The sequence below is a fragment of the Chitinophagales bacterium genome, from assembly GCA_013816805.1.
Classification (GTDB): domain Bacteria; phylum Bacteroidota; class Bacteroidia; order Chitinophagales; family UBA10324; genus MGR-bin340.
Map to the genome: position 1 here is coordinate 212,553 of JACDDS010000001.1, position 25,709 is coordinate 238,261.

At 39.2% G+C, this 25,709-nt stretch carries 16 protein-coding genes; 9 read left to right on the forward strand and 7 right to left on the reverse strand.

Annotated features, from left to right (window positions below):
• Nucleotides 1-80: 80 nt before the first annotated feature.
• Nucleotides 81-3,938 carry a HAMP domain-containing histidine kinase gene (locus H0W62_01055; protein ID MBA3647133.1) on the reverse strand — a complete coding sequence of 1,286 codons (3,858 nt, stop codon included), beginning with the start codon at nt 3,936-3,938 and terminating at the stop codon, nt 81-83.
• A 59-nt stretch (nt 3,939-3,997) separates the two neighbouring features.
• On the opposite strand from H0W62_01055, the gene kynU reads away from it, so the two are divergent.
• A complete protein-coding gene (kynU, locus tag H0W62_01060; protein ID MBA3647134.1) occupies nt 3,998-5,266 on the forward strand; it encodes a kynureninase in 1,269 nt (422 codons plus the stop codon).
• 12 nt (nt 5,267-5,278) lie between these two features.
• A complete protein-coding gene (locus tag H0W62_01065) occupies nt 5,279-6,658 on the forward strand; it encodes an FAD-dependent monooxygenase (protein ID MBA3647135.1) in 1,380 nt (459 codons plus the stop codon).
• Here H0W62_01065 and scpB read toward each other — a convergent pair.
• Together scpB and H0W62_01075 are read right to left on the reverse strand one after the other, a co-directional pair.
• Nucleotides 6,655-7,221, reverse strand: a complete 567-nt coding sequence (scpB, locus tag H0W62_01070) for an SMC-Scp complex subunit ScpB (GenBank protein ID MBA3647136.1) — start codon at nt 7,219-7,221, stop codon at nt 6,655-6,657. The two genes, H0W62_01065 and scpB, sit on opposite strands and share 4 nt — an antisense overlap.
• Nucleotides 7,222-7,281: 60 nt before the next feature.
• On the reverse strand, nt 7,282-8,064 hold the full coding sequence (locus H0W62_01075; GenBank protein MBA3647137.1) for a hypothetical protein: 783 nt from the start codon (nt 8,062-8,064) through the stop codon (nt 7,282-7,284).
• A gap of 178 nt (nt 8,065-8,242) precedes the next feature.
• Here H0W62_01075 and H0W62_01080 point away from each other — a divergent pair, with 178 nt between their 5' ends.
• Nucleotides 8,243-9,355 carry a hypothetical protein gene (locus tag H0W62_01080; protein MBA3647138.1) on the forward strand — a complete coding sequence of 371 codons (1,113 nt, stop codon included), beginning with the start codon at nt 8,243-8,245 and terminating at the stop codon, nt 9,353-9,355.
• Between the two features lie 89 nt (nt 9,356-9,444).
• Here H0W62_01080 and H0W62_01085 read toward each other — a convergent pair whose 3' ends face one another.
• The 3 genes from H0W62_01085 to H0W62_01095 form a co-directional block, all read right to left on the reverse strand.
• Complete coding sequence (locus H0W62_01085; GenBank protein ID MBA3647139.1) at nt 9,445-11,172, reverse strand: gliding motility-associated C-terminal domain-containing protein; 1,728 nt, start codon at nt 11,170-11,172, stop codon at nt 9,445-9,447.
• A 38-nt stretch (nt 11,173-11,210) separates the two neighbouring features.
• On the reverse strand, nt 11,211-12,500 hold the full coding sequence (locus H0W62_01090) for an insulinase family protein (GenBank protein ID MBA3647140.1): 1,290 nt from the start codon (nt 12,498-12,500) through the stop codon (nt 11,211-11,213).
• 165 nt (nt 12,501-12,665) lie between these two features.
• The gene (locus tag H0W62_01095; GenBank protein ID MBA3647141.1) at nt 12,666-12,911 is read right to left on the reverse strand and encodes a hypothetical protein; all 246 of its coding nucleotides are present in this window, start codon (nt 12,909-12,911) and stop codon (nt 12,666-12,668) included.
• Between the two features lie 396 nt (nt 12,912-13,307).
• On the opposite strand from H0W62_01095, the gene H0W62_01100 reads away from it, so the two are divergent.
• On the forward strand, nt 13,308-14,159 hold the full coding sequence (locus H0W62_01100; protein ID MBA3647142.1) for an alpha/beta hydrolase: 852 nt from the start codon (nt 13,308-13,310) through the stop codon (nt 14,157-14,159).
• Here H0W62_01100 and H0W62_01105 read toward each other — a convergent pair whose 3' ends face one another.
• Complete coding sequence (locus H0W62_01105) at nt 14,160-15,398, reverse strand: insulinase family protein (GenBank protein ID MBA3647143.1); 1,239 nt, start codon at nt 15,396-15,398, stop codon at nt 14,160-14,162.
• A 157-nt stretch (nt 15,399-15,555) separates the two neighbouring features.
• Between H0W62_01105 and mqnC the strand changes: the two genes are divergently transcribed.
• From mqnC to H0W62_01130, 5 genes are all read left to right on the forward strand, one after another.
• Entirely contained in the window at nt 15,556-16,680 is a 1,125-nt protein-coding gene (mqnC, locus tag H0W62_01110) for a dehypoxanthine futalosine cyclase (protein ID MBA3647144.1), read from the forward strand.
• A 317-nt stretch (nt 16,681-16,997) separates the two neighbouring features.
• Nucleotides 16,998-19,982: a T9SS type A sorting domain-containing protein gene (locus H0W62_01115; GenBank protein ID MBA3647145.1), complete on the forward strand. Its 2,985-nt coding sequence runs from the start codon at nt 16,998-17,000 to the stop codon at nt 19,980-19,982.
• A gap of 340 nt (nt 19,983-20,322) precedes the next feature.
• Complete coding sequence (locus H0W62_01120; GenBank protein ID MBA3647146.1) at nt 20,323-21,579, forward strand: TolC family protein; 1,257 nt, start codon at nt 20,323-20,325, stop codon at nt 21,577-21,579.
• Nucleotides 21,576-22,499 (forward strand): efflux RND transporter periplasmic adaptor subunit, encoded by a 924-nt coding sequence (locus H0W62_01125; GenBank protein ID MBA3647147.1) that lies wholly within the window; start codon nt 21,576-21,578, stop codon nt 22,497-22,499. The genes H0W62_01120 and H0W62_01125 overlap by 4 nt, the downstream gene beginning before the upstream one ends.
• Nucleotides 22,500-22,521: 22 nt before the next feature.
• On the forward strand, nt 22,522-25,659 hold the full coding sequence (locus H0W62_01130) for an efflux RND transporter permease subunit (protein ID MBA3647148.1): 3,138 nt from the start codon (nt 22,522-22,524) through the stop codon (nt 25,657-25,659).
• The last annotated feature ends 50 nt before the right edge of the window (nt 25,660-25,709 follow it).

Genomic DNA, 25,709 nt, shown 5'->3' on the forward strand with positions numbered 1-25,709 from the left:
GTGAAAACAAGTTACTGGATTACATAATATAATTTATGTGTAAAAAATAAGTTATTGAATATGATGGTTTAATGACATTTCTAATTTTCTGAAATGAGTGGCAACTGAATAAAAAAGGTAGTCCCGTTATTTTTTTCAGAAGAGAACGAAATGCTGCCACCAAAATTTTCTATAATATTTTTTGTAATGGCCAATCCCAGTCCGGTGCCAGAAGACTTAGTGGTAAAGTTTGGTGTAAATACTTTTTTTTCTTCATCTACTGAAATGCCAATACCGTTGTCACGAATAGATATAATAAGATGACCGTTGGAATTTTCCGTTACTACATCCACCTTGCCGGCTTTTTCAGGAGGTATTGCCTGAACCGCATTTAGTATCAAATTATTGAACACCCGAAGCAATTGCTTTTTGTCGGCTGAAACCATAGAATGCTCTGCATACGAATGAAGATGCACGGTTATCCCTTCCTGTTCCTTATAGAGATCATAGCTGGAATTCAGCACCTCATTCACATCTACATTTTCAATTTGAGGCTTTGGCATTTGTGCAAAATTTGAAAATTCAGTTGCGATATGACTTAAATTGTCGATTTGTCCAATAAGTGTTCGCGTTACTTTTTGAGTCAATTCTTCCAGATGTGGTAACTTTTGTTCGTAGGCACGCTGCAAATGCTGAATGCTTAACTTCATCGGAGTTAATGGATTCTTTATTTCATGCGCCACTTGCTTTGCCATTTCTCTCCAGGCAGATTCCCGCTCCGACTTTGCTAAGAGAGCGGCGCTGCGCTCCAGCTCCGCTATCATTTTATTAAACTCCTCCACTACACTTCCAATCTCATCATTGGCAAGCCATTCAATAGGTTCATTGGCCGCACCAACTTTTACTTTTTTAAATTTTTCGCCGATAATAGCCAGCCTCTGAGTAATGAGACGCGAAATAAATGGGGCAAAAAGCCCTGCAAGTATGGTTGCAAAAACAAGAATGTTTACAAGCGTAACAAAGAAGAACCCGACCTGCTCATTCAATTGCTGACCGGAGTTAAAGTAGGGTATATGAACAAAGAGCATAAGGTTTCCATCTTCATCACGAATGGCCTGGTAACCCGCAAAATATTTGAGACCTCCTACTTTTTCTTCTTTTACCAGGCTAACATCATTTTCGTCATTCATTTCATAAAACGCTACAGGATTTATTTTTTTTGATATCAGTTCTTTTTCAAAAATACTGGGCTGTGAAGAAGCTATTTCAGTACCACTTAAATCAAAAATATTAACATCCACCTGCTGGATACGGGCCAATCCATTTATGCGCTTCTTTAAAACAGAATTAATGTCCTGCCAGTCAGTAGCCTTAAGCATTGCTTTTGAATTTAATACCGTAAGCATGGACTCATTTACTTCCTGAAGCTTTTGAGAAACACTTTGTTTTGTAAGATTATCGAATTGCATGAGAAAAAACTGCCCGGTTATTAATCCGATTATCAGGATCAGAGCAAAAATCATGACCATAAAGAAACTCTGTATAAGTGTTCTGAGCGGGGATGTACGGAGCAACTGGCTAATGGAAATTTGAAAAGCTCCTTCAGCAACCGTATTGATAATTAAAATGATGAGTGTTAAAACAAACATCACTACAAATAAAAATGAAAAGTGAGAGGTAAAAGAACCGAGCCAGTCTATTTTTTTAGAAACAACAATTATCATATGGTCACCGGAGTTATATACCAGGTGACTGCTTCCTTCATCATTTATATATTGTGACTCCCGCTTTGGATCAATCGACCAGTCCAAAAGGTAATCGTAACCGAAGTAGCCCCCTTTATCGAGCAATTGGTCATTATGGTAAACAGCATAAGAGTAATCGGGAAAAGCAATAGGAAGCTTATCCTTTTCATCAAGTAACAATTCCGGGTATACTGCTGCACCTTTATATGCATTAGTGGTAAGCTGAACAAATAGTTTCCCCAGAAAATGATCACCCTCTTCAATCCTGTATTCTGCCAGGTAGGTGATGTTTCCATTAGGCGAATAGGAATAATATAGCGAAGAATCATCAGGCACTGGTGCCATCCCTGATTTTACAATAGATTCTGAAATATAGGCGCTGTTATCACTCCCCAACTCAGGGAGCTGGTCGCCGTAAGCATCAAGTGGAAAAAATGCAACCTGATATCTGTTGAATCTTTCCTGAAAATATCTTTGCTGAAGATGGCTGCTGAATGACTTTTCATCTATCAGTTGGTTTCGAAAACTGCTGATTAAGATTTTGTCGTTTGAAATTTGTGGCTTCAAATCACTTAATAAGAATTCGGAGACAGCATCTTTGGTATTGATCAGTTTTTTAGCATACGTAATTCGGGTTGCTTTCTCTTTCTGATCGCTGTACAATTGCAGCATCATTGCGCCGGAACCTGACATAAATACCATCATTAAAAAAAGCGTCCCGAATTTCAGATGAAAATTTCCGCGGTAATAAAAAAAAGGAAGAATCAGAATAAAGATATTTATCCATACTACGATCCATAGACCTGTATCCAGGAGGTCTTTTAATAAATAATACCACACTCCGGTGAAGCTGCAAATGCAAAGGATGATAGAGGCATCTAATTTATTTATTGGATTTACATTAAGCAATCCGATTATTTTTCCCGAAATAAGAAAAAGGCAGATAAAAATTATTGCAATACACAGCACGCCCACGATGCTGTAATAATCAGGATCAAGCGGATTAAGAAATGAAAACTGTATTTTACTATCACGCACTAGTGCCCGAATCGTATCTACAGTATAAATGGTAAGAAGAAATACAATAAGGTATCCTGCAAGATGGATAAGATAATTTTGAGCAGAAGAAATGCTGAGTCGAACATGTAATTGAAGGTGTTTAGTTAAATGGATACATGCCCACAGCAGAAATAACAATTGTATAAGTAAAGCTCCGATGGATGATGCCACGCCGGAAGAAGCGAAAAGATCCGGATCAAACAATCTCCAGTTACGTACTCCTCTTGGCAATAAAATTTGCTGCGATAAAAAAACTGAAAGCAGTAAAAACAGAGCAAGCAGAATTAATGGACGTAGAAATAAATATTTCTCTGTAGGCAATAGTTGGAGCAACCAGCCAAAAGAAAAAATCAGAAAAAGAAACCCGGCAATAAAAAGAAGGAGGGAACCTAACAGTGGATGGTTTTCAAAGTTGACGTCATCCACACTAAGGTAAAACAGAGTTTTACCATATGCATCGGTAATAGGTAAGCAATCTTTGTCTGCCGATGGAGAAATTCTAAAATAATTGGCAAGAGGAAATAAGCCGGAAAACTGCGGCTGTAAATAAGTATTAGTCACTTCATACTCAAACTTTACAGGAATTATTGCCAGCATGCTGCAGGCTATTGAATCACCCGGTAGTAATAAGGTTTTTGCATCTACTAAATAGTAACCGTTTCTAAACTTTTGAAAGCTAAAGCCAGGTGAAAAACTTGCGGAAGCTTTGGTAGGAATTATATCATTACTATTCCAGAAGATAAGCGAATCTCCCTGATAAAAAAGAAGTTCATAAGGCAACGAATGAAGTTGATTAATATCATTCCAGTAACGCTTCGCTACAATTAGCTTCCTGATTACGGAATCCGAAAATTTTGTATCGAGCTCCTTTTCAAGCTGATTTGTCTTATCGGTGATACCCTTTGCTGCTTTCTGCAATTCAGTTTTTTTATTATTGAAAAACCCGTATTCGTAAGAGCAGAAAACACATCCCACAGCAAGCAGTAAAAGGTATAAATGATATTTTTTTTCGTAACGCACAGAAAGGAGATAAAAAATCCATTCGAAATTACAATATTCAAATGAGGGGTTTAATCTCTCTTCACTGAACGATATGCAGAGATTTCTACTGTAGTAAGTACGATTCGGAAAGAATTGTTTTTTATTTTTATCCACTTTGTGACAATTTTATTTTTGTCATTCACCTATTGGTTCTCTCTTAACAGCATAAAAAAATGCATTTTATTAATTCAGTTGATTTTGCGAGACAGATAGACACTGCTGATCCTTTAAAAAAATATCGTGAATGCTTTCATGTACCCAGGACAAATGATAAAGAAGTAATATATCTGGCCGGTAATTCCTTAGGCTTGTTGCCAAAGTCAGCCCGTGAATATGTTGAACAGGAATTTATGGATTGGTCGAAATACGGTGTTGAAGGTCACTTTACAGCTAATAACCCGTGGTACTATTATCACCATTTTTGCGAAAACGCCTTAGCAAAAATTACAGGTGCACAAAAAGTGGAAGTAGTAGCAATGGGTTCTCTAACTGCTAACCTTCATCTTTTGATGGTCTCCTTTTACAGGCCTCAGCCGGACAGGTATAAAATTCTGATGGAAGCCAATGCATTTCCATCCGACCAATATGCAATTGAAACACAAGTAAGGTATCATGGTTATGATCCGCAGAACGCAATCATTGAAATAATGCCCCGAGAAGGAGAAACCATTTTGCAGCTGGAGGACATCCTATCTGTTATAGAGCAAAACAAAGATCAGCTCGCCTTAATTATGATTGGCGGTGTTAATTATCTGTCGGGTCAACTATTCGATATGCAAGCAATTACTGAGGCGGGTCATAAGGCAGGCGCCTGCGTCGGGTTTGACCTTGCTCATGCAATTGGAAATGCGGAGCTGCACCTTCACGATTGGAATGTTGATTTTGCATGCTGGTGCAGCTATAAGTACCTGAACAGCGGACCCGGAGGTGTTGCAGGTATTTTTGTCCATGAAAAACATGGTAATAATTCTGATTTGCCGCGCTTTGCAGGATGGTGGGGCAATGTTGAAACTACCAGGTTTAGAATGGAAAAGGGATTTTACCCGCAAAAAGGTGCGGCCGGATGGCAACTCAGTAATGCTCCGGTTTTTTCATTAGCAATTCATCGTGCCGCTCTGGAAATTTTTATGGATGCGGGCTTGTCTAACCTTCGAAAAAAAAGTAAAGCCCTTACAGCCTATCTTGAATTTATAGTAGAGGATTTCAATACACATCATCCCGATAGAACCCTTAAAATAATTTCTCCCCGGAATGCTGAAGAACGCGGATGTCAGTTATCGCTTGTTGATACATCGGGCGGAAAAGAAATTTCTAATGGATTAAAGGCAAATCAAATAGTAGCGGATTGGCGTGAACCTAATGTAATTCGTATGGCCCCGGTACCTCTCTATAACTCTTTTGAAGACGTCTGGAAAGTTGGAGCTTTTTTAAATACATTATAATTGGGAATCATGATTCATAAAGACGTATCTATTATTGGTGCAGGTCTGGTTGGTTCTCTGCTTTCCATTTATCTGGCCCGCCGCGGATATGCTGTTTCTGTCTTTGAGAGACGTCCCGACATGCGGAAAGAAAAAATAGCTGCCGGCCGTTCTATAAACCTCGCTTTAAGCGACCGAGGCTGGCGTGGGTTAGATAATGTTGGTCTTAAAGATGAAGTAACAAAAATTGCCATTCCAATGTATGGAAGGATGGTACACGGAACAGATGGTAAACAAAATCTTCAGCCATATGGAAAAACAGATCAGGCAATATATTCCGTTTCCAGAAGTGCCTTAAACAAACTGTTACTGAATGTTGCCGAACAACAGCCAAATATCCGGATTAATTTCAATAATAGAGCTGACAGGATAGATCTGGACAGGCGGGAAATTATATTTAATGTGCAAACCTTTTTCATTGAAAATAATACCAATTTTTCCGCCAGTACCTCTTCTCAAAAAGTACAATCATTTGACCTGCTTTTCGGTGCAGATGGTGCTTATTCTGCTCTACGCCATAGCATGCAATTTACCGATCGCTTTAATTATTCTCAATCATATATTGAACATGGATATAAAGAATTAACTATTCCAGCCGGAATTAATGAGCATCATCTTCTTTACAAAAATGCTTTGCATATATGGCCCAGAAAAAACTTTATGCTGATTGCATTGCCGAATCTTGACGGAAGCTTTACCTGCACACTGTTTTTTCAGTTTGACGGATCACTCTCATTTTCAACATTAAAAACGGAAGCTGACATTCAGCATTTCTTTGAAGAATATTTTCCGGATTGTATTCCATTAATGCCTGCTTATAAAGAGGATTTTCTAAATAATCCGGTAGCATCTCTTGTTACTGTAAAATGCTTTCCATGGACCTCGGAAGATAAAGCCAGCCTTATTGGAGATGCCGCGCATGCTATGGTGCCCTTTTTCGGTCAGGGTATGAATTGTGGATTTGAAGACTGCACTGTGCTGGATGATTTAATCTCCAGGCATGGAGAAAACTGGCAGTTGATCCTATCTGAATTTGAGAGCTTACGGAAACCAAATGCAGATGCGATTGCAGAATTGGCATTGAATAATTTTATTGAGATGCGCGACCTGGTTGCCGATCCGCATTTTCTTAAAAAGAAAAAAATTGAAAAGCTTCTAACGGAAAAATATCCACAGGAATTCATCTCACCCTATTCTATGGTTTCCTTCAGCCACATCCCGTATGCTGAGGCTTTGCGCAAAGGAAAAGCTATCAAAGAGCTTTTAGAGAAACTGGCAAATGAAGAACATATAGAAACGGCAATTGAAAGACCGGAGATTTCAGAATGGATGAAATCGTTCGCAAATAGTTAATTCTCGGAAGGGTTTCCAATCACATTATCCGTTGATTGCTGGATGTCTTTTAATTTTGGAAGATCATTTACTGAATTAATACCGAAGTAATTCATAAAAAAAGTACTTGTGCCATACAAAATCGGCTTGCCTAATTCTTCACTTCTCCCAAGGATGGTGATCAACTCTTTTTCCAATAATTTATGAATGGTATAATCGCAATTCACGCCTCTTATTTTTTCAATTTCTGTTTTGGCAATTGGCTGACGGTAAGCAATAATGGAAAGTGTTTCCAGCGCATTGGTGGAAAGTCTTTTATTGAGTTTATGCTTTAAAAATTCACTTACTGTTGGCTGAAAAGCCGGCTTGGTTAGAAACTGATAGCCACCTGCCAGCGGCACTATTTCAAAGGCAAATTCGCCTTCATGGTATTTTTGAATCAGGATTTCCACGTGTGATTCAATTTCTTCTTTACTCAACGATAATCCAACCATCCGAACCAGGCTTTCCTGCATGTCTTTAAGAGACACTGGTTGCTCAGCAACAAAAATCAATGCTTCAATATGTGATTGTAAACCCTCCATAAATATTTATAAATTATTAGAATGCCCCAATTCTTATAGCAGTGGTTGCGGGATATGGCTCTATTTTTTCTTCTTTACAATACGAGGTTTATGAACAGTTGTATCTGAGGTGGCCGGTACGTTATTTTGTTGCGTAAAGGTTGTTCCTTTATTGCTAAGAAGTGCAGGGTTTCTTTTAAATTCTTCCCTGTTTTTTCTAAGATTGTTTGCCAGGTGGCTGGTGCTGGTATCTTTTGGTAATAGCTGACTTGCTTCATCTAATTTAACAGTTGCCGAATCTACATTCCCGTTTCTCATATCATTTATAGCACTTTGCTTTAATGATTCAGCCTTATTTATCCTTCTCACAGGTTCCGTATTTTCAACATTCGCAACAGCTTTGTTTATGGAAGGGTCATTAAATTGTTTTGCTGTATTTATTTGTTTTTGAACCGAGCGCATAGCTGCAGGATCACCTGTGGATGCTTTTTCAGCGAGCTCAGTAGCCTGCTCTTTAAAATTAACTGCAAATGTTTGAGTAAGCAATGACCGCACACTATCTTTAAAACGCCTATCGTCGAAAACCTTTTGAACAAATCCCAGTTTAAGATCTAATTTCTCTTTATTAAAATTACTGTCGCCCATTACTTCTTTCATCAGATTATCAGCAACTCCTATCTTTTGAAATTCCAATTGATGCTCATTGAATTGATTCGTAAAATAAAACCCTATAATACCCAAAGCTATAGGCAATGCTGCCTGAAAAATGAAATGCAGCCAATCCGGAGTTTTCTTAGCCTGATTTTTTTGAGCAAGCAACTGGTCCAGCTTTCGGTTAAGCTCATCTAATTTGTTCTCATCCATCGATCTTGATTTTCGGCAAATTTACATGATCAGAACTACTCTGAAGTATATTAGCCTAATCCGGTAACGATATTCATCTTAACGCTTCATTAACAATTATTTAGTTCGCGTTAACAATGTTAGACTCCGCATATTATTTAAAATCCTGATTTTTGTATTCTTAAATCAAAAAAATTATATGGCTGTTTTTACCCGCCCATTTCTAAAATGTATTTTATCATTTTTGCTGTTTCTTGTTATCATGGATGTTCAGCCATTAATCGCAGGCGGACCGTGGGTATTAGGTAAAGGTCAATCTACACTGAGCCTTGGTTTTAGCCGTAAGGTTGGGAAGGAGAGATGGAGCGCTACTATAAAGGGTGTCACAGAAACTCCAACAGATTTTTCAGACGATGTTGTAAAATATTCTCTTATTACACCTGCTGATTCAACAACTGTTGATGGCAAATTTCACGATTTTCGTTACTATTATTTTCAGGCTGCTATAGGCATATGTAAAAATTTGGAATTGGACGCTACTATTAACTACCTCGTGGGCCGCGAAGCAAGCAGAACAAATCCGTATACAGGAAAGCTTTATCAGTTTGATGGTCAAACCGGACCTAATTCACATTTTGCCATTTGGGAAATAAACAGGGGTTTTACCGATTCCTGGCTTGGTTTAAAGTACCAGTTTCTTCATGGTAGCTGGCCGATGGCATTGGAAGTTAATTCCAGGTTTCCTGACCTGTATAATCAACCCGGCGTAGCATACTCAAGATACAACTATCAATATACGTCGGCAACAGATCCTGTGACAGGAAAGGTTGTCAGAGACACGATTATTGAGCCAAGCAGCGAGTGGCGCGGACTATTAAAGCGGGATTTTGCCGGTATTATACACATTGGCCATTCCTTTTTACAGGACGGTTCATTGTATACTCAAGCCTATGCCGGATACAATATTCGCCAGGGTGCTTACGCAGATCAGATCATGTTTAATATAAATGCAGGTTATAATTGGAAAGTTCGACAGAATATTAATATTATTCCAAATCTGCTGTGTGATTATATCGGTGGAATAGGTAATGGTGGTCAGCCGGATATTACAGACCGGTTCAACAACGTATACAAAAATTTTAATTTTAATAATTCAAAGACGTTTCGTGGTTATGCGAGTGTAGATGCAATTTTTAATAACCGCTTAGATGCAAAGGTGGGTGCAGGAAAATGGCTGTGGGGAAAAGGTGCCGTAGATTATACGGAAATGTTTGTGCAGGTAACCTATTTAATTGACCGAAAGTGTAAGTAAAATTTTCCTTAGACTACCCCGTAACATTTAAGTAAGTATTCCACAAATATTCTATTAGCCAGACCACTGATTGCTGATATCCTTTACGGCTATCTAACAACCATCACCGTTCCCTTTTTTTCTATCTTTTGATTGTCACTGGTTGAAACAGAAATGAAGTAGGCATACGTTCCCTGTTGTACAACTATACCATTATATTTTCCATCCCAGCCTGCTTCAGGATCCGTAGAGGAAAATATTTTTAATCCCCAACGGTTAAAGACAGTAAGCTGATAGAAGGTAATATTTCGAACATTCAATATAGGCTTGAATAGCTGGTTATTTCCGAAGGGAGCAAATGCATTAGGAGCATAAATTTGAGAAGGTGGCTTTAGGCATAAAATATTGGAGTGACTTGCTACCTGGTCTATAGTTCCATTAGGGAAAATTGCGGAATGGAGTGCTTCAACGTAATAACATACTGTATCCCCTAATGTTGAATTCGATTCCTGATATGTGAAGGCAGAGTTGCTTAGTGAAGCCACCAGGGAAAAGCCATTTCCTTCATCCCGATAAATATTAAAGCCTGTAACCGTACTAAAATCAATAACAGACGAATCCCAATTCAGGTAGTTTGTAAAGTCACCAAAAGAATAACCACTTAATAAAATGCTTTTCCCCGAGGAAGAAGTATAGAGCATATTGCAGCTATCTACTGTTATAAGACGGTAGTAAAAGCTCTGATAATCTGGATAGGCTGAATTATCAGAATAAATATTTATTCCTGACAGATCCGGAGAAGGTGGTATAGTGGCAATAGGTTTATATGAAATTCCATCAATGCTTCGGTCAATTTCAATATTCAGAATATCAGCTAAAGGATCCAATGAATAATATACATCTACCTGACCTGGCTGTGCTACGGTTACGTTCCGGATATAGAAATCGTTTGGCAATTGTACCACATTAGGAGTAGTGCAAATGGTATTGGACGCGGAAGTAAACGGCCCCGAGGCTTGTTCCGCAATAACTGTCAAACAGATCAGATCTCCATCGTTAAAATTCCGTATAGTATCCGTATTAGCTGTTGGAGGTAAAGAATCTACCAGAACAGGTGCAGTGTTATTTATACCCATATATACCTTGTAATTTTGAACACCATTAGGCCAATTGTCATAAGAGTTCCAGGCAATCGAGATGTAGTGCTCACATCGTTCAGTGTTTTCAGTTAGAAATATAGTACGGTGAAAGGATGTATTAATCGGCCCCGTGCTGAAACAGCTATCGATTGCAGCTATGTCATAATAAAGTGAACCGCTTCCCGGATCGTTTATAAGATCAGTGTATGTAGTATTGGCACTGCCATAGATAGTATCAATTGGTTGGGAAAAAGTGTCAGCTAAGTCAAATAAATAAATGATATAGCCATATGTTTCAGGAGAAATACTGGGCTTCCAGTTAAGCTCAACTTTTCCGTTAATAACGGTAACATAATTAATTTCCGGGGGCACCGGATCAAGATTGTCAATGGTATCAGAGTTCAGTGTGGGCAAGCCACATGTATAACTACTGTTCATGAAGTAGTAGTAAACTGTACGGTTTCCGTTACCAACAGGGTCAGTATAAAAGGTAACAAGAGAATCATATTCTGTATGAATTAATGTAAAGGTTGGATCAATGGAAGTGCTGCGGAATATATTGTAGGAAAGAAACCGGCCACAGGAATTGGTAGTATTTGTCCAATCGAGTCTAACGTCTTGATTATTTAATGTTCTTACACAATTCAGAGACGGAGGATTAATAAACTGAGATCTTGCATTGTAAAAAATAATCAGCATCAAACTTATTAACAAATTCCTTTTCATAAGCCGGCGTATTAGTTGCGGGGATTATTTCCAACTACAATTTCCAGCATTGAACCCGGATCAAAATATTGAACCGCCAGTTGAAGCAATTCTTCTGAAGTAACACTTTTAATTTTTTCAATCATATTATAGAAAAATGATTCTTTTAATTCATACACTTTTAATCCCCGGACTATATCTGAAACATTAAATGGTCCATCAGCATCAGCCAGGAAAACACCCAGCATATAATTTTTTACCAGCCGGAGCTCTTCCCCGGGTATCATCTCCGTTCTCAAACGATTCACCTCCTTATAAATTTCGTCTACAGCCTGCCAAACCACTTCATCACCTACTTCTGTGGTTATATATAGATGAGCATCGTGTAAATAGGATGAAACACCAGAGTGAACGCCATAACAAAAACCATGGTCTTCTCTCAGATTTTGCATCAGCCTGCTCCCAAAATATCCGCCCAGAACTGTATTCAAAACCCTCAGGGAAACATAATCAGGATGCAGCTTATTTACCATTTTTTTCCCTATTCGAATGCCGGACTGTACAGCATCTTTTTTTTGCTGGAAAACATTTGATGCCGGCACTTCAGTAAAGTTCTGATTATTAGGTGAAAAGTACTTAGCATAAAGACCTCCAAAATAATTATCAATTTTAGCGATTATGCTTTCATTCACATTTCCGGATGCGAAAACCATCTTTAACCCGGAGCAATAACGTGACTGATGAAAATCTTTTAATAGCTTAAAATTGATTTCAGAATAGTCCTTAGCTTCTGTTGTATATCCATTGGGATGGTTCCTGCCATACAGTTGTTCGTTAAAAATCTTTTGAGCAAGGAAATCCACTTTCTCCATATTTATTAAAAGCCGCTGGCTGCTATTCTGGATATAAGTGACTAATTCCCTTTCAGGAAATATGGGTTGATAAATTATTTCCTGAAGAACGGGTAATACATGATCAAGATGCTTCGTAAGGGTATACATGGTAACAGAAGCATAATCCACTGAAGCATCAGTATGAATAGAAGCCCCGTAAAAGTCAATTGTTTCCGCTATTTGCTGAGCTGTTTTGTTAACAGTGCCTTCTGTCAGCATTTTACTGGTAGTGGAAGCTACAGCACGTAGCGGTTCAGTCCACCTTCCGGCATCAAAAAGCAATTCAATTTTTAAAACTTCCTGTTCTCCTCCGGCAACCATATATAAAGGCACTCCATTCTTTAAAAAATATTCACCTATTAAGGGTAGGTTAATAGATTCGATGTCACGTATTAAAGGAGCAGTCGATCGGTCTATAGTAGTAGTCATAGCCGCTAAAATACAATAAAGCGATGTCGGAAAAATGGAGTTTATTGACCTGACCGGCTCATATTACTGATGAACAATCAGCAATTCCTTTTTAAAAGACTGATTTTCAGCATATAATTTCACTTGGTAAATTCAACCCGTAAATTTATGGTAGCTACAGTAAGTTTATAATTCCTTCCCAAAGGCAACCATTAGCCACTTCTTTACTATTCTTCTTAATTCGTCTATATTGGTTAATCTGCAATTCATTGTGTATGGAAGCTCAAAACCAATCTCCACTTCATTATTGCCGGAATTGGGATAAGGATCAAAAAGTATAGAGGATACCGGCTCCATGTTATCTGTGGCAGTAACAGCTTCCGCCATAAAATGAAAAGTTCCTTTAGGAGCCACCAATGGTTTTGTTGACATGTGGTTATTATATGATTTTGCTTCCAGGTAATAATAGATAGTGGATCCAACCCGGTTGGGGTAGAATAAAAGCAGTGAATAGCACCCAGCTGTGAAATAATAGGGGCAAAACCGTTATCACAGTCAATGCCTACAATGTTGTAGCTGAGGATTTCAAAATAATTTTAACTGAGATCGGAATTATTAGATACAGATAACGTTATACCTCCATTTGTAATCCAGGGGACTTAACCAAGCACTATTCACATCAATATAATATTTTATACTTAGTACGTATTTATTATACAGTTATAATCTCGGCAACTACCAAATAGAGTCTGAAAGAGCTTAAGTATGTCAAAACTATGTTTAAAGTTATTGTTCATAGTACTTCTATCATTTATTTCAATGGATCTCATGGCACAACAGGATTTGAGAATAAAAGAGCTTCAGGACAAGGTTATTGCACCAGGGCAGACTATCAGGAATATGGAATATGCAAAGGTAAATGGACAATCCTTGCAGCTTGATCTGTATCTTCCTGCTAGTAAAGACTCTTTTCCCGTAATCGTATTTATACATGGTGGTGGATTCACTGCAGGCGATAAAAGCAGCGCAGCGGCATATGCTCCATTCTTTACTGCCAGGGGATTCGCGATAGCATCCATCAATTATCGTCTTGCTCCGGCTGCTATTTTCCCGGATCAGATTTACGATGTAAAAGGTGCTATCCGTTTCCTTAGGGCACATGCCACTCAGTTTCATCTCGACCCTGACCGGCTTGCTGTTTTTGGTACATCTGCCGGAGGAGCGCTCGCGTCTTTAGCCGGGGTTTCCTGTGATGTTGCAAATTTGGAAGGGACGGTGGGAGGTAACAGCAAATATTCCAGTTGTGTACAGGCAACTGTAAATTGTTTTGGCTCTTTCAGCTACGAGAATATGATGAATACGGGTTTTGCCCCCTCCCGCGAAATTCATCTGGAGGAATTGTTTGGATGTAAGGATATATATTCAGAGGCGTGCAGGGAAAAAATTAAAATGATGGCGCCCGAAAGCTATATCGATAAAGCAGATGGTCATTTTCTCATTCTTCATGGTGAAAAAGATACAAGTGTGCCTCTGCAAAACAGTATTGATTTTGATAAAAAATTAAAAGCCGGTGGAGTTTCCTCCATTTTAATTACTGATCCGCATTTTGGTCACGGAGAAGGAATTATTAAGGCTCATTTTTCTGAAATCATTGCCTTTTTAACGAAGGCATTACAGTGATTAGTTGTTAGAATAATAGTAGAGGGTAGAGCAATTTGATTCTCTGAAAATTTCTATGGCGATATTTTGTATCTCTTCTGCAGTGGTATTCAAGTAATAGGCTGCTTCTTCATTCACCAGGTTTGCATTTCCCAGTAATTCACAATAAGCAAGGTTCATGGCTTTATTCAGCACTTCCATTTCAGAAAAAGCAATTTGAGATTCAACCCTATTTTTAATTTTCGTAAGCTCCTGATCATTGATAATCTCAGCTTTGATTTTTATAACTTCCTCATTAATAGCATTTTCGGCCTCTTCCATTTTAACTCCTTTCACCAGCTTTCCTTCAATCACCATAAGCCCCGGATCAATTGATCCCGTATGGTAGGCATGTACTTCAGAAAACATTTTTTTCTCTTTTACCAAAGCCTGGTAGAGCCGGCTTGATTTTCCACCTGATAAAATATCACTGAGTAAATCTGCGGCATAGTAGGTATCATCCATGCGTCCGGGCATATGCCATGCTTTATAGATGGCATCAAGTGGTACATTCGAATGCAAGGTAAGTGAGCGTGGTTCGGTTTGAACAGGTTCCACGGGTAACTGACGATGAAAATCTTCCCCTTCGGGAATACTTTCAAACCATTTTTCAGCCAGGGAAAAAACATCTTCAGCCTTAACATTGCCTGCTACTACCAAAATGGAGTTATTAGGCCGGTAATACCGGAAGAAAAATTTTTTCACTTCATCAAGAGAAGCCTGCTCGACATGTTCCAGTTTTTTTCCAATAGTCGGCCACTGGTAGGGATGCTGCCTATAAGCAAGAGACCTTAATTGGTGCCATACATCACCATACGGCTGATTGATGTAGTGCTCTTTGAACTCTTCACACACCACTTTCCGCTGCACATCCAGTGAATGATCATCAAAATTTAAGGAATTCATTCGGTCGGATTCCAGCCAGAAGGCAGTTTCAAGGTTTATTGCTGGGAGCGATTCATAATAGTTGGTAATATCGTTAGACGTAAAAGCATTGTTTTCCCCGCTTGCCTGTTGAAGAGGTTCATCAAATAAGGGTACGTTTTCTGAACCTCCAAACATAAGGTGCTCAAACAGATGCGCGAAACCAGTATGGCTGGGATTTTCATCCCGCGCACCTACATTATACAAAATATTCACTGCCGCCAAAGGCGTAGCATGGTCTTCATGAACTATTACTTTTAATCCGTTACTTAGGCGGTGGCTTTTAAAATTGATCATGTGAGATGATTAATTGAATTCGGGCAAAGATAAGGCAGATCGCAGGCAATATTATAAAAGGCTTTATAGACCACTTAAAAGTCCCTTTATCTCTTGTTTTGCACTTCATCTCAATTAATTTCCTAACCATTTCCACTCTATCTTTGTTGTTCTACAGATGAATGCAGAGCAACTACTAAACCGAGCATTAAATTTTGAATTCCTTTCAGCGGAAGAAGGATTATTTCTTTTTGAAAATGTTCCCACTCCTGAACTGATGGCAGTAGCTCATTCTCTCCGAATGATTCAAAAGCCTAAAAAGGTAGTTACCTGGATCATTGACCGTAATGTGAATACAACAAATGTTTGTATTGCTAACTGCAAATTTTGCAACTTCTACCGAAGACCGGGACATACGGAGGAATATATTACCACCATAGATCAGTATAAGCAGAAAATTGAAGAAACGTTTCGCTACGGAGGTGATCAGCTGTTATTACAAGGCGGTCATCATCCTGATTTAGGGTTAAGGTTTTATGTGAAACTTTTTAAAGAATTGAAATCACTTTATCCCTCGCTTAAGCTCCACTCACTGGGACCTCCTGAAATAGCGCACATTACTAAGTTAGAAAAATCAACACACAGTCAGGTACTCAAGGCATTGATTGAAGCAGGCTTGGATTCATTGCCCGGCGCAGGTGCTGAAATCTTGAATGACCGGGTACGAAGGTTAATTTCAAAAGGAAAGTGCGGCGGACAAGAGTGGCTAGACATTATGCGCGCAACCCATCAATTAGGACTGACCTCGTCTGCAACCATGATGTTTGGCCATGTGGAAACATTATATGAGCGGTTTGAGCACCTGGTTCTGCTGAGGCAGGTTCAGTCAGAAAAGCCTGAAAGCTCAAAGGGCTTTATCGCCTTTATTCCCTGGCCGTTTCAGGACCAGGGGACTTTGCTTCGTAAAATTCGCGGGGTCAGAAACCAGGTAACGGGCGATGAATATGTACGTATGATTGCTTTAAGTCGCATCATGCTTCCCAATATTTTGAATATTCAGGCATCCTGGCTTACGATTGGGAAAGAAGTAGCCCAGCTTTGTCTTCATGCAGGTGCAAATGATTTTGGTTCCATAATGATTGAGGAAAACGTGGTAAGCGCCGCTGGTGCTCCGCACCGGTTTACTTCTAATGGTATTCAGCAAGCAATTCGGGATGCCGGGTTTGAACCGCAATTGCGAAACCAGCAGTATGAAAACAGGCTGATCCCTGTTTCCACAGAACAGCAATTAATCAATTATTAATACAATTTTTTTCTTTTTTCTTACCAAAAAAGCAAAACCTAGCCCCATACTTCGTCAAGAAATGTTTTATTAAAAAAAAGCATAACAAAATTTTATATTTTCAACTAATTGATTGTTAATTTTTTATTTTAATTTTTCTTACCTGTTTTTTTATTTTGGTTTACTTGAAAGAAAGAGGAAATGTTTATATTCATCACAGTTGTGTAAGTTTTTAAAACATCTGAAAACAATTCACTTAATTTCGCCGTACAAAAGCTACCTATAAATAGTTACCCCCAAAATACCAAACCAAGTAAATACCTAATATTTAAATTAACATGCTTAAAAAACGCCATTTTTTTAGCGCTGCACTACGTGTGTTTATAATAATTGCAACTTCAACGTTTTCCCTCGATGCTCAAAATGTCCAGCTCATGCTGGGCGTTCGTCAGCCACTCTCACTGGATTACATTGGCTATAATGGAATGAACACCACCCACAGTGGTGAATGGTGGAATGAACCAGACCTGATGAGTCATGTGCCATTATTAAAAGCAAAGACGCTCCGTTATCCCGGGGGCAGCATTGCCAACTGGTGGGATTGGAAGAAAGGCTGGTTCATTGATCGCAAAGATCTTCCTCAAAAATATAAAGACCTTGCCCCAAAGGCCAACACGCTGGAAAACTTCAAAAAAACACTTGACAGCTGCCATGCTACTACCGTTTATGACTTAAACATGATGACCTCAACCGTCAGCGACCAGATTAAAATGCTAATGCATGCTCAATCTATAGGAATGGATGTTACCTACATTGAGCTTGGCAATGAGTTCTATATCCTGGGCACAGACAATGGAGAAGGCGATGGAGATTCTTCTTTACTGATGCAGGAATTTCCTACAGCAAATTCCTATGGAGACACGTGCACCATCTGGATCGATTCTATCCGCCGTTATTTTCCCAACGCGAAAATTGCTGCCCAGGGTACCTTTAACAAGACCGGTGAAGACCGCAGGGAAACATGGGATGAGCTGATGGCAACCACACTAAAAGGCGAAGATGCTGTTACTTATCATACCTATTATGGTGGTGAAAATCCAAAATGCAATAACCCCGGCCAATACTTGTCATCCGATATTCCTGAATTTCTATGGCGTCCATTTGATGCCTGGAACACCTTATATACTAAGGACCTAAGCATTTTACGTAAAGGAGATGAGGCATGGATTACAGAATATAACCTCGATGATTTTCAAAAACCTGTGCATGGCTCCTGGGGTCATGCCCTGTTCCTTGCGAACTTCAGCATGCAATTTTTGCAGGATGCACGCATTACCATGATTGAATGCCATGATATGAACGGCAGCGCTGTTCATGGTACTTATTTCGAGAGTACCGGTGGGTTAAGTTTTACAGGTGATAAAGGTTATATTTCTCCACCTAATCCACCAAAAACTACCGCCTGGGATCTTACTGCAGCAGGAATATCCATGAAGGTACTAGGACTTGCTATGGATAAAAACAACTATACTGCACCGTTATACTTCGGCACTTCCCCTACAATCACCTTTAAAAATGAAGAAGGCGTAAGCATTACATATCCGGCTTTATTTGGATTTCACTTCTGCAACAGCAACTCCTCTGATGCTGTAATTTTAAATCTTTCCAGTAAGACCTATAAAATTACCACTACCGACATTTTTCCTCAGGGTGGGACCTATGAGCGTTACGACGCAGACCCGCTTTCATATCCCGCTAAAGAGTCACAGGTGAATGATGTTACCGGTAACCTTTCCTCAACCCCTGTTACATTGAAGCCCTATTCGATTACCCACATCACATCAAACAGTGTTCCGCCGCCGCCTCCTCCGACTGCTTTGAAAATCAAGGTTAATGGTCCTTCGCTTTTCTGTGAAGGCGACAGCGTACAATTAGATGCAGGACCGGGGTACGTCAACTACAAGTGGTCAACGGGAGCAACATCACAGAAAATATGGGTATATGATGAGGCTGATTATTCTGTGAGAGGCTATACAAACCAATTTGGCTATGCGGTGGCAGATACAGTAAGCATAAGTGTGAATCCAAAACCAAAGGCACCCCATGTTAATCCCTCCTCAGGTAAAAGGATATTCTGTGAAGGAGGTAATGTAGTCCTCAGTCCGAGCTTCGACCTATCGGGCTATGACGTACTCTGGAATAATGGCCTGACTACGCAATCGATCACGGTTACAACAGGTGGAAATTACTGGCTTACTATTACCGATGAAAATGGATGCAAAGCCAATTCCGATACTGAAGCTATTACAGTAAATCCGCTTCCAAAGCCATTGATTACTGCTAAAGGTCCTACTGCATTCTGCTTTGATCAAAGTGTTACGCTGGATGCAGGAAAAGGATATAAATCTTATAACTGGTCGAATGGAAAACATGGTCATTCCGTTTCCATCAATAAGCAAGGCCATTACACTGTAACGGTGAAGGATAATAACAGCTGTTCCGGGACTTCTGATTCAGTATACATTGAAGTATGGAACCGTCCTGATCCTATCATTACAGTATATGGTCCTGATGAATTTTGTGAAGGAACCTCACCAACCTATTTGTTGACGCAATGGAACTATAACATGCAATGGCAAAAAAATGGAGTAGGTATTGAGGGAGCTATTGAAAAGAAATATTATCCAACTGAAAGCGGGAATTACAGTGTAATAAGCATGGACAATCATACATGTACCAAAATCTCTGACAGTACCCCTATTACTGTAGATCCGGCACCATTAGCAGAAATTACAATTTCCGGTTCAATCAATTTATGTTATGGCCAGACAACGATACTTCAGGCAAAAACTGGCACTGGTTATCAGTATCAATGGCAATTAAACGGCGTGGATATTTTTGGAGCAATACTTTCCTCTTTCGTGGCCATTGCTCCCGGAGACTATACGTATACGGTAACTGATTCGTATGGTTGTTTTGCCATTGCTCCCGCTGTAACTATTACGTCTTATTGCAAGAATGGCTCTGTATCAGCATCGAATGAAAGTAAGGCCGGATTGATGATCGTGTTTCCAAACCCTGCTCAATCTAAAATTCATGTACAACTGTCCTTGAAAGCGCTGAACAACCGAGCTTGTCATTTAGAGATCAGTAATCTTTTAGGAGAAGTGCTGTTCGAAGAAGAAAAAATGGCCGAGGGAAATTCATTTTCCGATGATATTTTTCTGACTCCACTCTTCTCAGAAGGGCCTTATCTTGTAAGAATAATATCGGGGGATGAAATTTACCACAAGGAATTTATAGTGGTTGCAAAGAAAGATTAATTATCTGTATGGCGTGCTAAAAGATTTTAAGTATGGTATGGCATGCCATTACATACAGTTAGTCATTGATTAGTTAAAACAGATTAATGTATCTGCCTTCGTATTATACTAAATATTCCCGTGCTATAAGTCATTCACTGGCTACACTAAATTATTAGACTGTATCAGCAGCGAACAATACTTTATCAGGTGTATAATTACCAGCATCAAAGTAACTCCTGTTAACTGGTGATTTCAGATTCTCTTCAGAATCAACCTGCATTTTTGCATAATGAACATCATGCTGTAAAAGCATTATTTTGCCCGATGCAAAAATTATAAATTTTGCTTTTCATCAGCTATGATTTTTTGGAAGCGTACGATAATATTTTCCTGTATTTATTTTTTTTGGAATAATGCAACCTTCTCACAGTCACGTGATCTGGATTTTTATGTGAAAACGGCAATTCAGAACAGTCCTCTGCTTAAAGACTATCAGAATCAAATCCGAAGCAACCACATTGATAGTTTAATTCTCAGGGCAGGTATGAAGCCCCAGATTGCCGGCACGGCGGGTGCATACTACCCTCCGTTGATAAACGGTTATGGCTATGATCCTGCCATTACCAATTATGGAAGTTACAGTGCTTTATTGGGGATTAGAAAAGATTTATTTCGGGGGGGAGAATTTAATAACAGATATTTTTCCTTGCATTACATAAGTGATTCCATATTATATGCAGCCGGGGTTTCAGAAAGGGATTTAAAAAAAACAGTCATTGCACAATACATTATCGCATATGGGGATTTGGAACAAATGCATTACCATTCGGAGTTGCTGCAGTTCTTAGGAGATGAAGATCAGGTTCTGAAAAAAATTACGGAACAAGGTATCTACAGGCAAACTGATTATCTAACTTTTCATGTACTGTACCAGCAACAACAGTTGCAATTGAAGCAACTTGAAATTCAGTATAAACTGGACTATGAAATTCTTAATTATATCTGTGGATTAGTGGACACTTCCTCCATTATACTATCAGATCCTTCCTTAGTCAACTCTTTACTTCCTACACTCAATCAATTGCTGTTTTCAAAACCCTTTATAAGAGATAGTTTGGCCTTGCATAATAGAGATTTGCTTATTGATTTAAACTACAGACCCCGACTAAGCATTTTCGGGGATGCTGGTTATGAAACCTCTTTTACCTTTCATTCTGAAAAAAATTTTGGAGTCAGCTTTGGAGCAAATTTTACTATCCCTTTATATGATGGAAAGCAGCGCAGGCTGCTGCATGAAAAAATTCAACTGCTTGAAGATACCAGAACCCGGTATCGAGATTTCTTTGTTTCTCAGTATCAACAGCAAATAAGGCTGCTCACGGAACAGCTTAAGAATACTGAAGATCTTATACGGGATTACCATGACCAGTTAAAGTTTTCTGAAGGGTTAATTGAAGCAAATAAGAAGTTAATTGCTACAGGCGATGTTCGCATTTCGGATTTTTTGCTTGCAATAAACAATTATATGGTCGCAAAAAATGCCTTACTTCAATTCAATATCAGCCGTTATCAGGTTATCAATCAATTAAATTATTGGAATAGCCCAGTTCAATGAAAATTATAGATTCCTTTTTCATAGTCTTTTTTTGTATGGCGGCTTCTGCCTGCAAAAACAGTAAAACAACAGAAGAGTCTTCCATTCCGGAAGGTACTCCTGTTTCAGTTACTTCCATTGCTTATGATACTCTGGAAGAAATTTCGGAGCTAAACGCCACCTCGGTATATCTTATTAAAACACCCATAAAATCTTCCGTAAATGGATACATTCAAAAAGTGAATGGAACTCTTGGAAGCGCGGTCCGTATAGGCCAGCTTTTATTTGTTTTGAAAACAAAGGAAGCAAACAGCCTGGGAAATTCTATAAATGCTCTCGACACCTCATTTCACTTTTCAGGAATTGTTACCGTCAAATCTCCCAATACCGGTTTTATCGTTCAATTAAATAATCAGCAGGGAGATTATGTGCAGGATGGCGAACAGCTCGCGGTAATTAGTGATGCCGGAAGTTTTTATTTTATGATGAATGTTCCTTACGAAGAAAAATTTTTTTTACCTGGTAATAATAAACTTATACTCGAACTTCCGGATGGTGAAAAAATAGATGGAGTTCTGCAGTCTCCTTTACCCGTGATGGATTCGGCATCGCAAACAATAAGCTATAAAATCAAAGTGAACACTAAACAAACCATTCCTGAAAAGCTGATTGCTAAAGTAAAGCTGGTAAAATATTTTAAACCAAATGCAATTTCACTTCCGAAAGGCACTATTCTTTCTGATGAAACCCAGCAGGATTTTTGGGTAATGAAGATGATTAATGATTCCACTGCGGTAAAAGTGCCTATTCACAAGGGAATTGAAAATGATACCAGGATTGAAATTCTTTCACCCTCATTCACCGCCGGAGATAAAATTTTATTGACCGGTAACTATGGATTGCCGGACACTGCAAAGGTTACGGTGGTAACACCTGATTAATGCAGCCGGGAGTCTAATCAATATGAAAAATTACCTGCAGATATATAAAAATCCAGTAACAGTGATTATCGCAATCATTATTATGGGAGGTGTATTTGCTTATACCAATATGCATACAGCATTATTTCCTGAAATAACTTTTCCAAAGATAAAGGTGATTGCAGATGCAGGTAAACAACCGGTAGATCAGATGATGATAACGGTAACCCGACCTCTGGAAAACACGATCAAGCAGGTACCGGACTTGCAGGATATTCGAAGCATCACCAGCAGAGGCAGCTGTGAAATCAGCGCATATATGGACTGGAATGCAAACATTGATTTAAGCCAGCAGCGAATAGAATCGAAAATTGCTGAAATAAAAAATAACCTTCCTGCTGATGTACACATTACGGTGGAACGAATGAATCCGTCAATTCTCCCGGTAATCGGTTACACGCTCGAGAGTTCGAATCGTTCTCCTATTGAGTTGAAGCTTCTGGCTATTAATACTATTAAACCTTTTCTTTCTCAGGTATCCGGTATTTCGGAAGTGAGGATTATTGGTGGTCAGGATAAAGAATACAAGGTAATGCTGAACACTCAAAAAATGAGTACCCTGGGAGTTACTCCTGACGCTTTGAGTACTGTTTTTTCTCAAACAAATTTTGTTAAGTCGAATGGATACCTATCTGATTATCGCGTGCTTTATCTCACTACAACCAATGCACTGGTCGATTCTAAAGAAAAACTTGAGAACCTGGTGGTCACAAACAGTGGAAGACGAATAGTTACCTTAAAGGATATTGCAGACGTGCAGATTGGACAAGCCAGGCAATACATAAAAATAAATGCCAATGGTAAAGAGGGTATACTCGTTGCTGTGGTAAAGCAACCCGGCACTAACCTGATTGACCTTTCCAATGAGATGGACCAGAAGCTTAATGACTTAAGGAAAACACTTCCTAAGGATGTTACTATAAAACCCTATTATCTCCAGGGAGATTTTGTAAAAGATTCTATTAAAAGTGTACGCGATAGTTTATTGGTCGGGTTACTACTTGCCATATTGGTAGCCGTAATTTTTTTGCGCTCGCTCAAGTCCAGTGTTACCATTTTTATAACCATCCCGGTAACCCTTTGCCTCTCCCTTATGATTTTATACTTAATGGGGCAGACCTTTAATATCATGACTCTTGGTGCAATAGCGGCAGCAATCGGACTTATTATCGATGATGCAATTGTTGTGGTGGAACAAATTCACCGAACCCATGAAGAGCATCCCGAAGATTCAGGCGCCGCACTGGTTAGCAAAGCGCTTCATTATTTATTTCCTGCAATGGTTGGTTCTTCTTTAAGCACCATTGTAATCTTATTGCCTTTTATGCTTATGAGTGGTGTTGCGGGCGCTTATTTTAAGGTAATGACTAATTCGATGACTGTCATTTTAATCTGTTCTTTTTTTGTAACCTGGATTGCTTTGCCCATTATCTATTTGCTATTAACGAAAAAGGAAAAGAAGCGTCATACCGCCGAAGTATTACCGGAAGATTGGGAGGCTATAAAAAATAATATTTTACAGGAGAAAGAGGAAAATATTTCTGTTGGGCATAAAAGGCCGCGTCCTGTTAAAACACAGCGATGGGTTTCTTACTTCATAAAAAGACCGTGGATTAGCATGCTGATTTGCGGCATTCTGCTGGTATCCATTATACTGATTCTTCCTCACTTACAAACAGGATTTCTGCCCGAAATGGATGAGGGCAGTATTGTTTTGGATTATATCTCGCCAGCAGGAACATCCCTGGAAGAAACCGATCGAATGCTACGCGAAGTTGAAAAAATAATTGTAAAAATCCCTGAGGTGCAGGCTTATTCAAGACGGACCGGAACTCAAATGGGCTTTTTTATCACCGAACCTAATAACGGTGATTACCTCATTTCTTTAAAGAAAAACAGGACGCGCACTACTGATGAGGTAATTGAAGATATAAGAGAAAGAGTAGAGGCAACGCAGCCTGCCCTTCAGATTGATTTCGGACAGGTAATTGGTGATATGCTTGGGGATCTTATGGCTAGTGTTCAACCGATAGAAGTGAAGGTATTTGGAACGGATCGAACCACACTGCAACAACTCTCCAAACAAATTGCATCTGTTGTGGAACAAGTACCGGGAACGGCAGATGTGTTTGATGGAATTGTTATTGCCGGACCTTCCGTAACCATAACACCAAATGCTTCTGCAATTGCTCAGTACGGTTTGTCAGCCCTGAATCTGCAATACCAGCTTCAAAATTCCCTGGAGGGAAATGTTGTTGGAAATGTTTTTGAACATGAGCAGTTAACCCCTGTAAGAATGCTGTATTCCAGTAAAGCAGGCAATAGTCTTGAAGACATAAACGCCCTTCAGATTTTTCTCCCTTCAGGTAAGCTAATACCCATAAACGAACTGGCCGTTGTTACCGTAAATGCCGGGGATGCCCAAATTGAACGGGAAAATCTTGAAAGTATGGGGGTAATTACATCACGCCTGAACAATAGAGATCTGGGAAGTGTAATAAAAGATATTCAAAAGCAGATCACATCAAAAATTTCACTTCCTTCCGGCTATCACATTGAATATGGAGGTACTTACGCTCAGCAAAAGCAATCTTTCAATGAATTGCTGGTGATTTTAATACTGGCATCATTGCTGGTGTTTTGTGTAATCCTATTCCTGTTTAAAGATTTGAGGGTTGCTTTAATTATAATCAGTATTTCCATTTTGGGAGTTGCGGGAAGTTATCTGGCCCTTATAATTACCAATACGCCTCTGAATGTAGGAAGCTATACAGGGCTTATTATGATTGTAGGAATTATTGGAGAAAATGCAATTTTTACTTTTTGGCAGTTCAGGGAATCGCTTAAAGAAAAATCACTGGATGATGCAATCATTTTTTCCATTTCTACGCGCCTTCGCCCTAAGCTTATGACTGCACTCGGTGCCATTATTGCGCTGATGCCTATTGCCCTGGGCATCGGAGCAGGGGCGCAGTTACATCAGCCATTGGCAATTGCAGTAATCGGAGGTTTTCTTGCAGGTCTGCCCTTGCTCCTTATTGTGCTTCCGTCGATGATACATTTAATACTCAAAAATTACAAAAGCACTGCTGTTTTTTCGGGCCCTGATTCAGGTGTCTAAATATCATCCATATCCTGCTGTTCCATTAGCACAAAAATTCTAGCTTAGAA

Coding starts and splice junctions, on each gene's coding strand:
- H0W62_01115 (MBA3647145.1), top strand. CDS start 16,998: ATGCTTAAAAAACGCCATTTTTTTAGCGCTGCACTACGTGTGTTTATA.
- H0W62_01080 (MBA3647138.1), top strand. CDS start 8,243: ATGGCTGTTTTTACCCGCCCATTTCTAAAATGTATTTTATCATTTTTG.
- H0W62_01105 (MBA3647143.1), bottom strand. CDS start 15,398: ATGATCAATTTTAAAAGCCACCGCCTAAGTAACGGATTAAAAGTAATA.
- H0W62_01125 (MBA3647147.1), top strand. CDS start 21,576: ATGAAAATTATAGATTCCTTTTTCATAGTCTTTTTTTGTATGGCGGCT.
- H0W62_01100 (MBA3647142.1), top strand. CDS start 13,308: ATGGCACAACAGGATTTGAGAATAAAAGAGCTTCAGGACAAGGTTATT.
- H0W62_01090 (MBA3647140.1), bottom strand. CDS start 12,500: ATGACTACTACTATAGACCGATCGACTGCTCCTTTAATACGTGACATC.
- H0W62_01130 (MBA3647148.1), top strand. CDS start 22,522: ATGAAAAATTACCTGCAGATATATAAAAATCCAGTAACAGTGATTATC.
- kynU (MBA3647134.1), top strand. CDS start 3,998: ATGCATTTTATTAATTCAGTTGATTTTGCGAGACAGATAGACACTGCT.
- scpB (MBA3647136.1), bottom strand. CDS start 7,221: ATGGAGGGTTTACAATCACATATTGAAGCATTGATTTTTGTTGCTGAG.
- mqnC (MBA3647144.1), top strand. CDS start 15,556: ATGAATGCAGAGCAACTACTAAACCGAGCATTAAATTTTGAATTCCTT.
- H0W62_01095 (MBA3647141.1), bottom strand. CDS start 12,911: ATGTCAACAAAACCATTGGTGGCTCCTAAAGGAACTTTTCATTTTATG.
- H0W62_01085 (MBA3647139.1), bottom strand. CDS start 11,172: ATGCTGATTATTTTTTACAATGCAAGATCTCAGTTTATTAATCCTCCG.
- H0W62_01075 (MBA3647137.1), bottom strand. CDS start 8,064: ATGGATGAGAACAAATTAGATGAGCTTAACCGAAAGCTGGACCAGTTG.
- H0W62_01120 (MBA3647146.1), top strand. CDS start 20,323: ATGATTTTTTGGAAGCGTACGATAATATTTTCCTGTATTTATTTTTTT.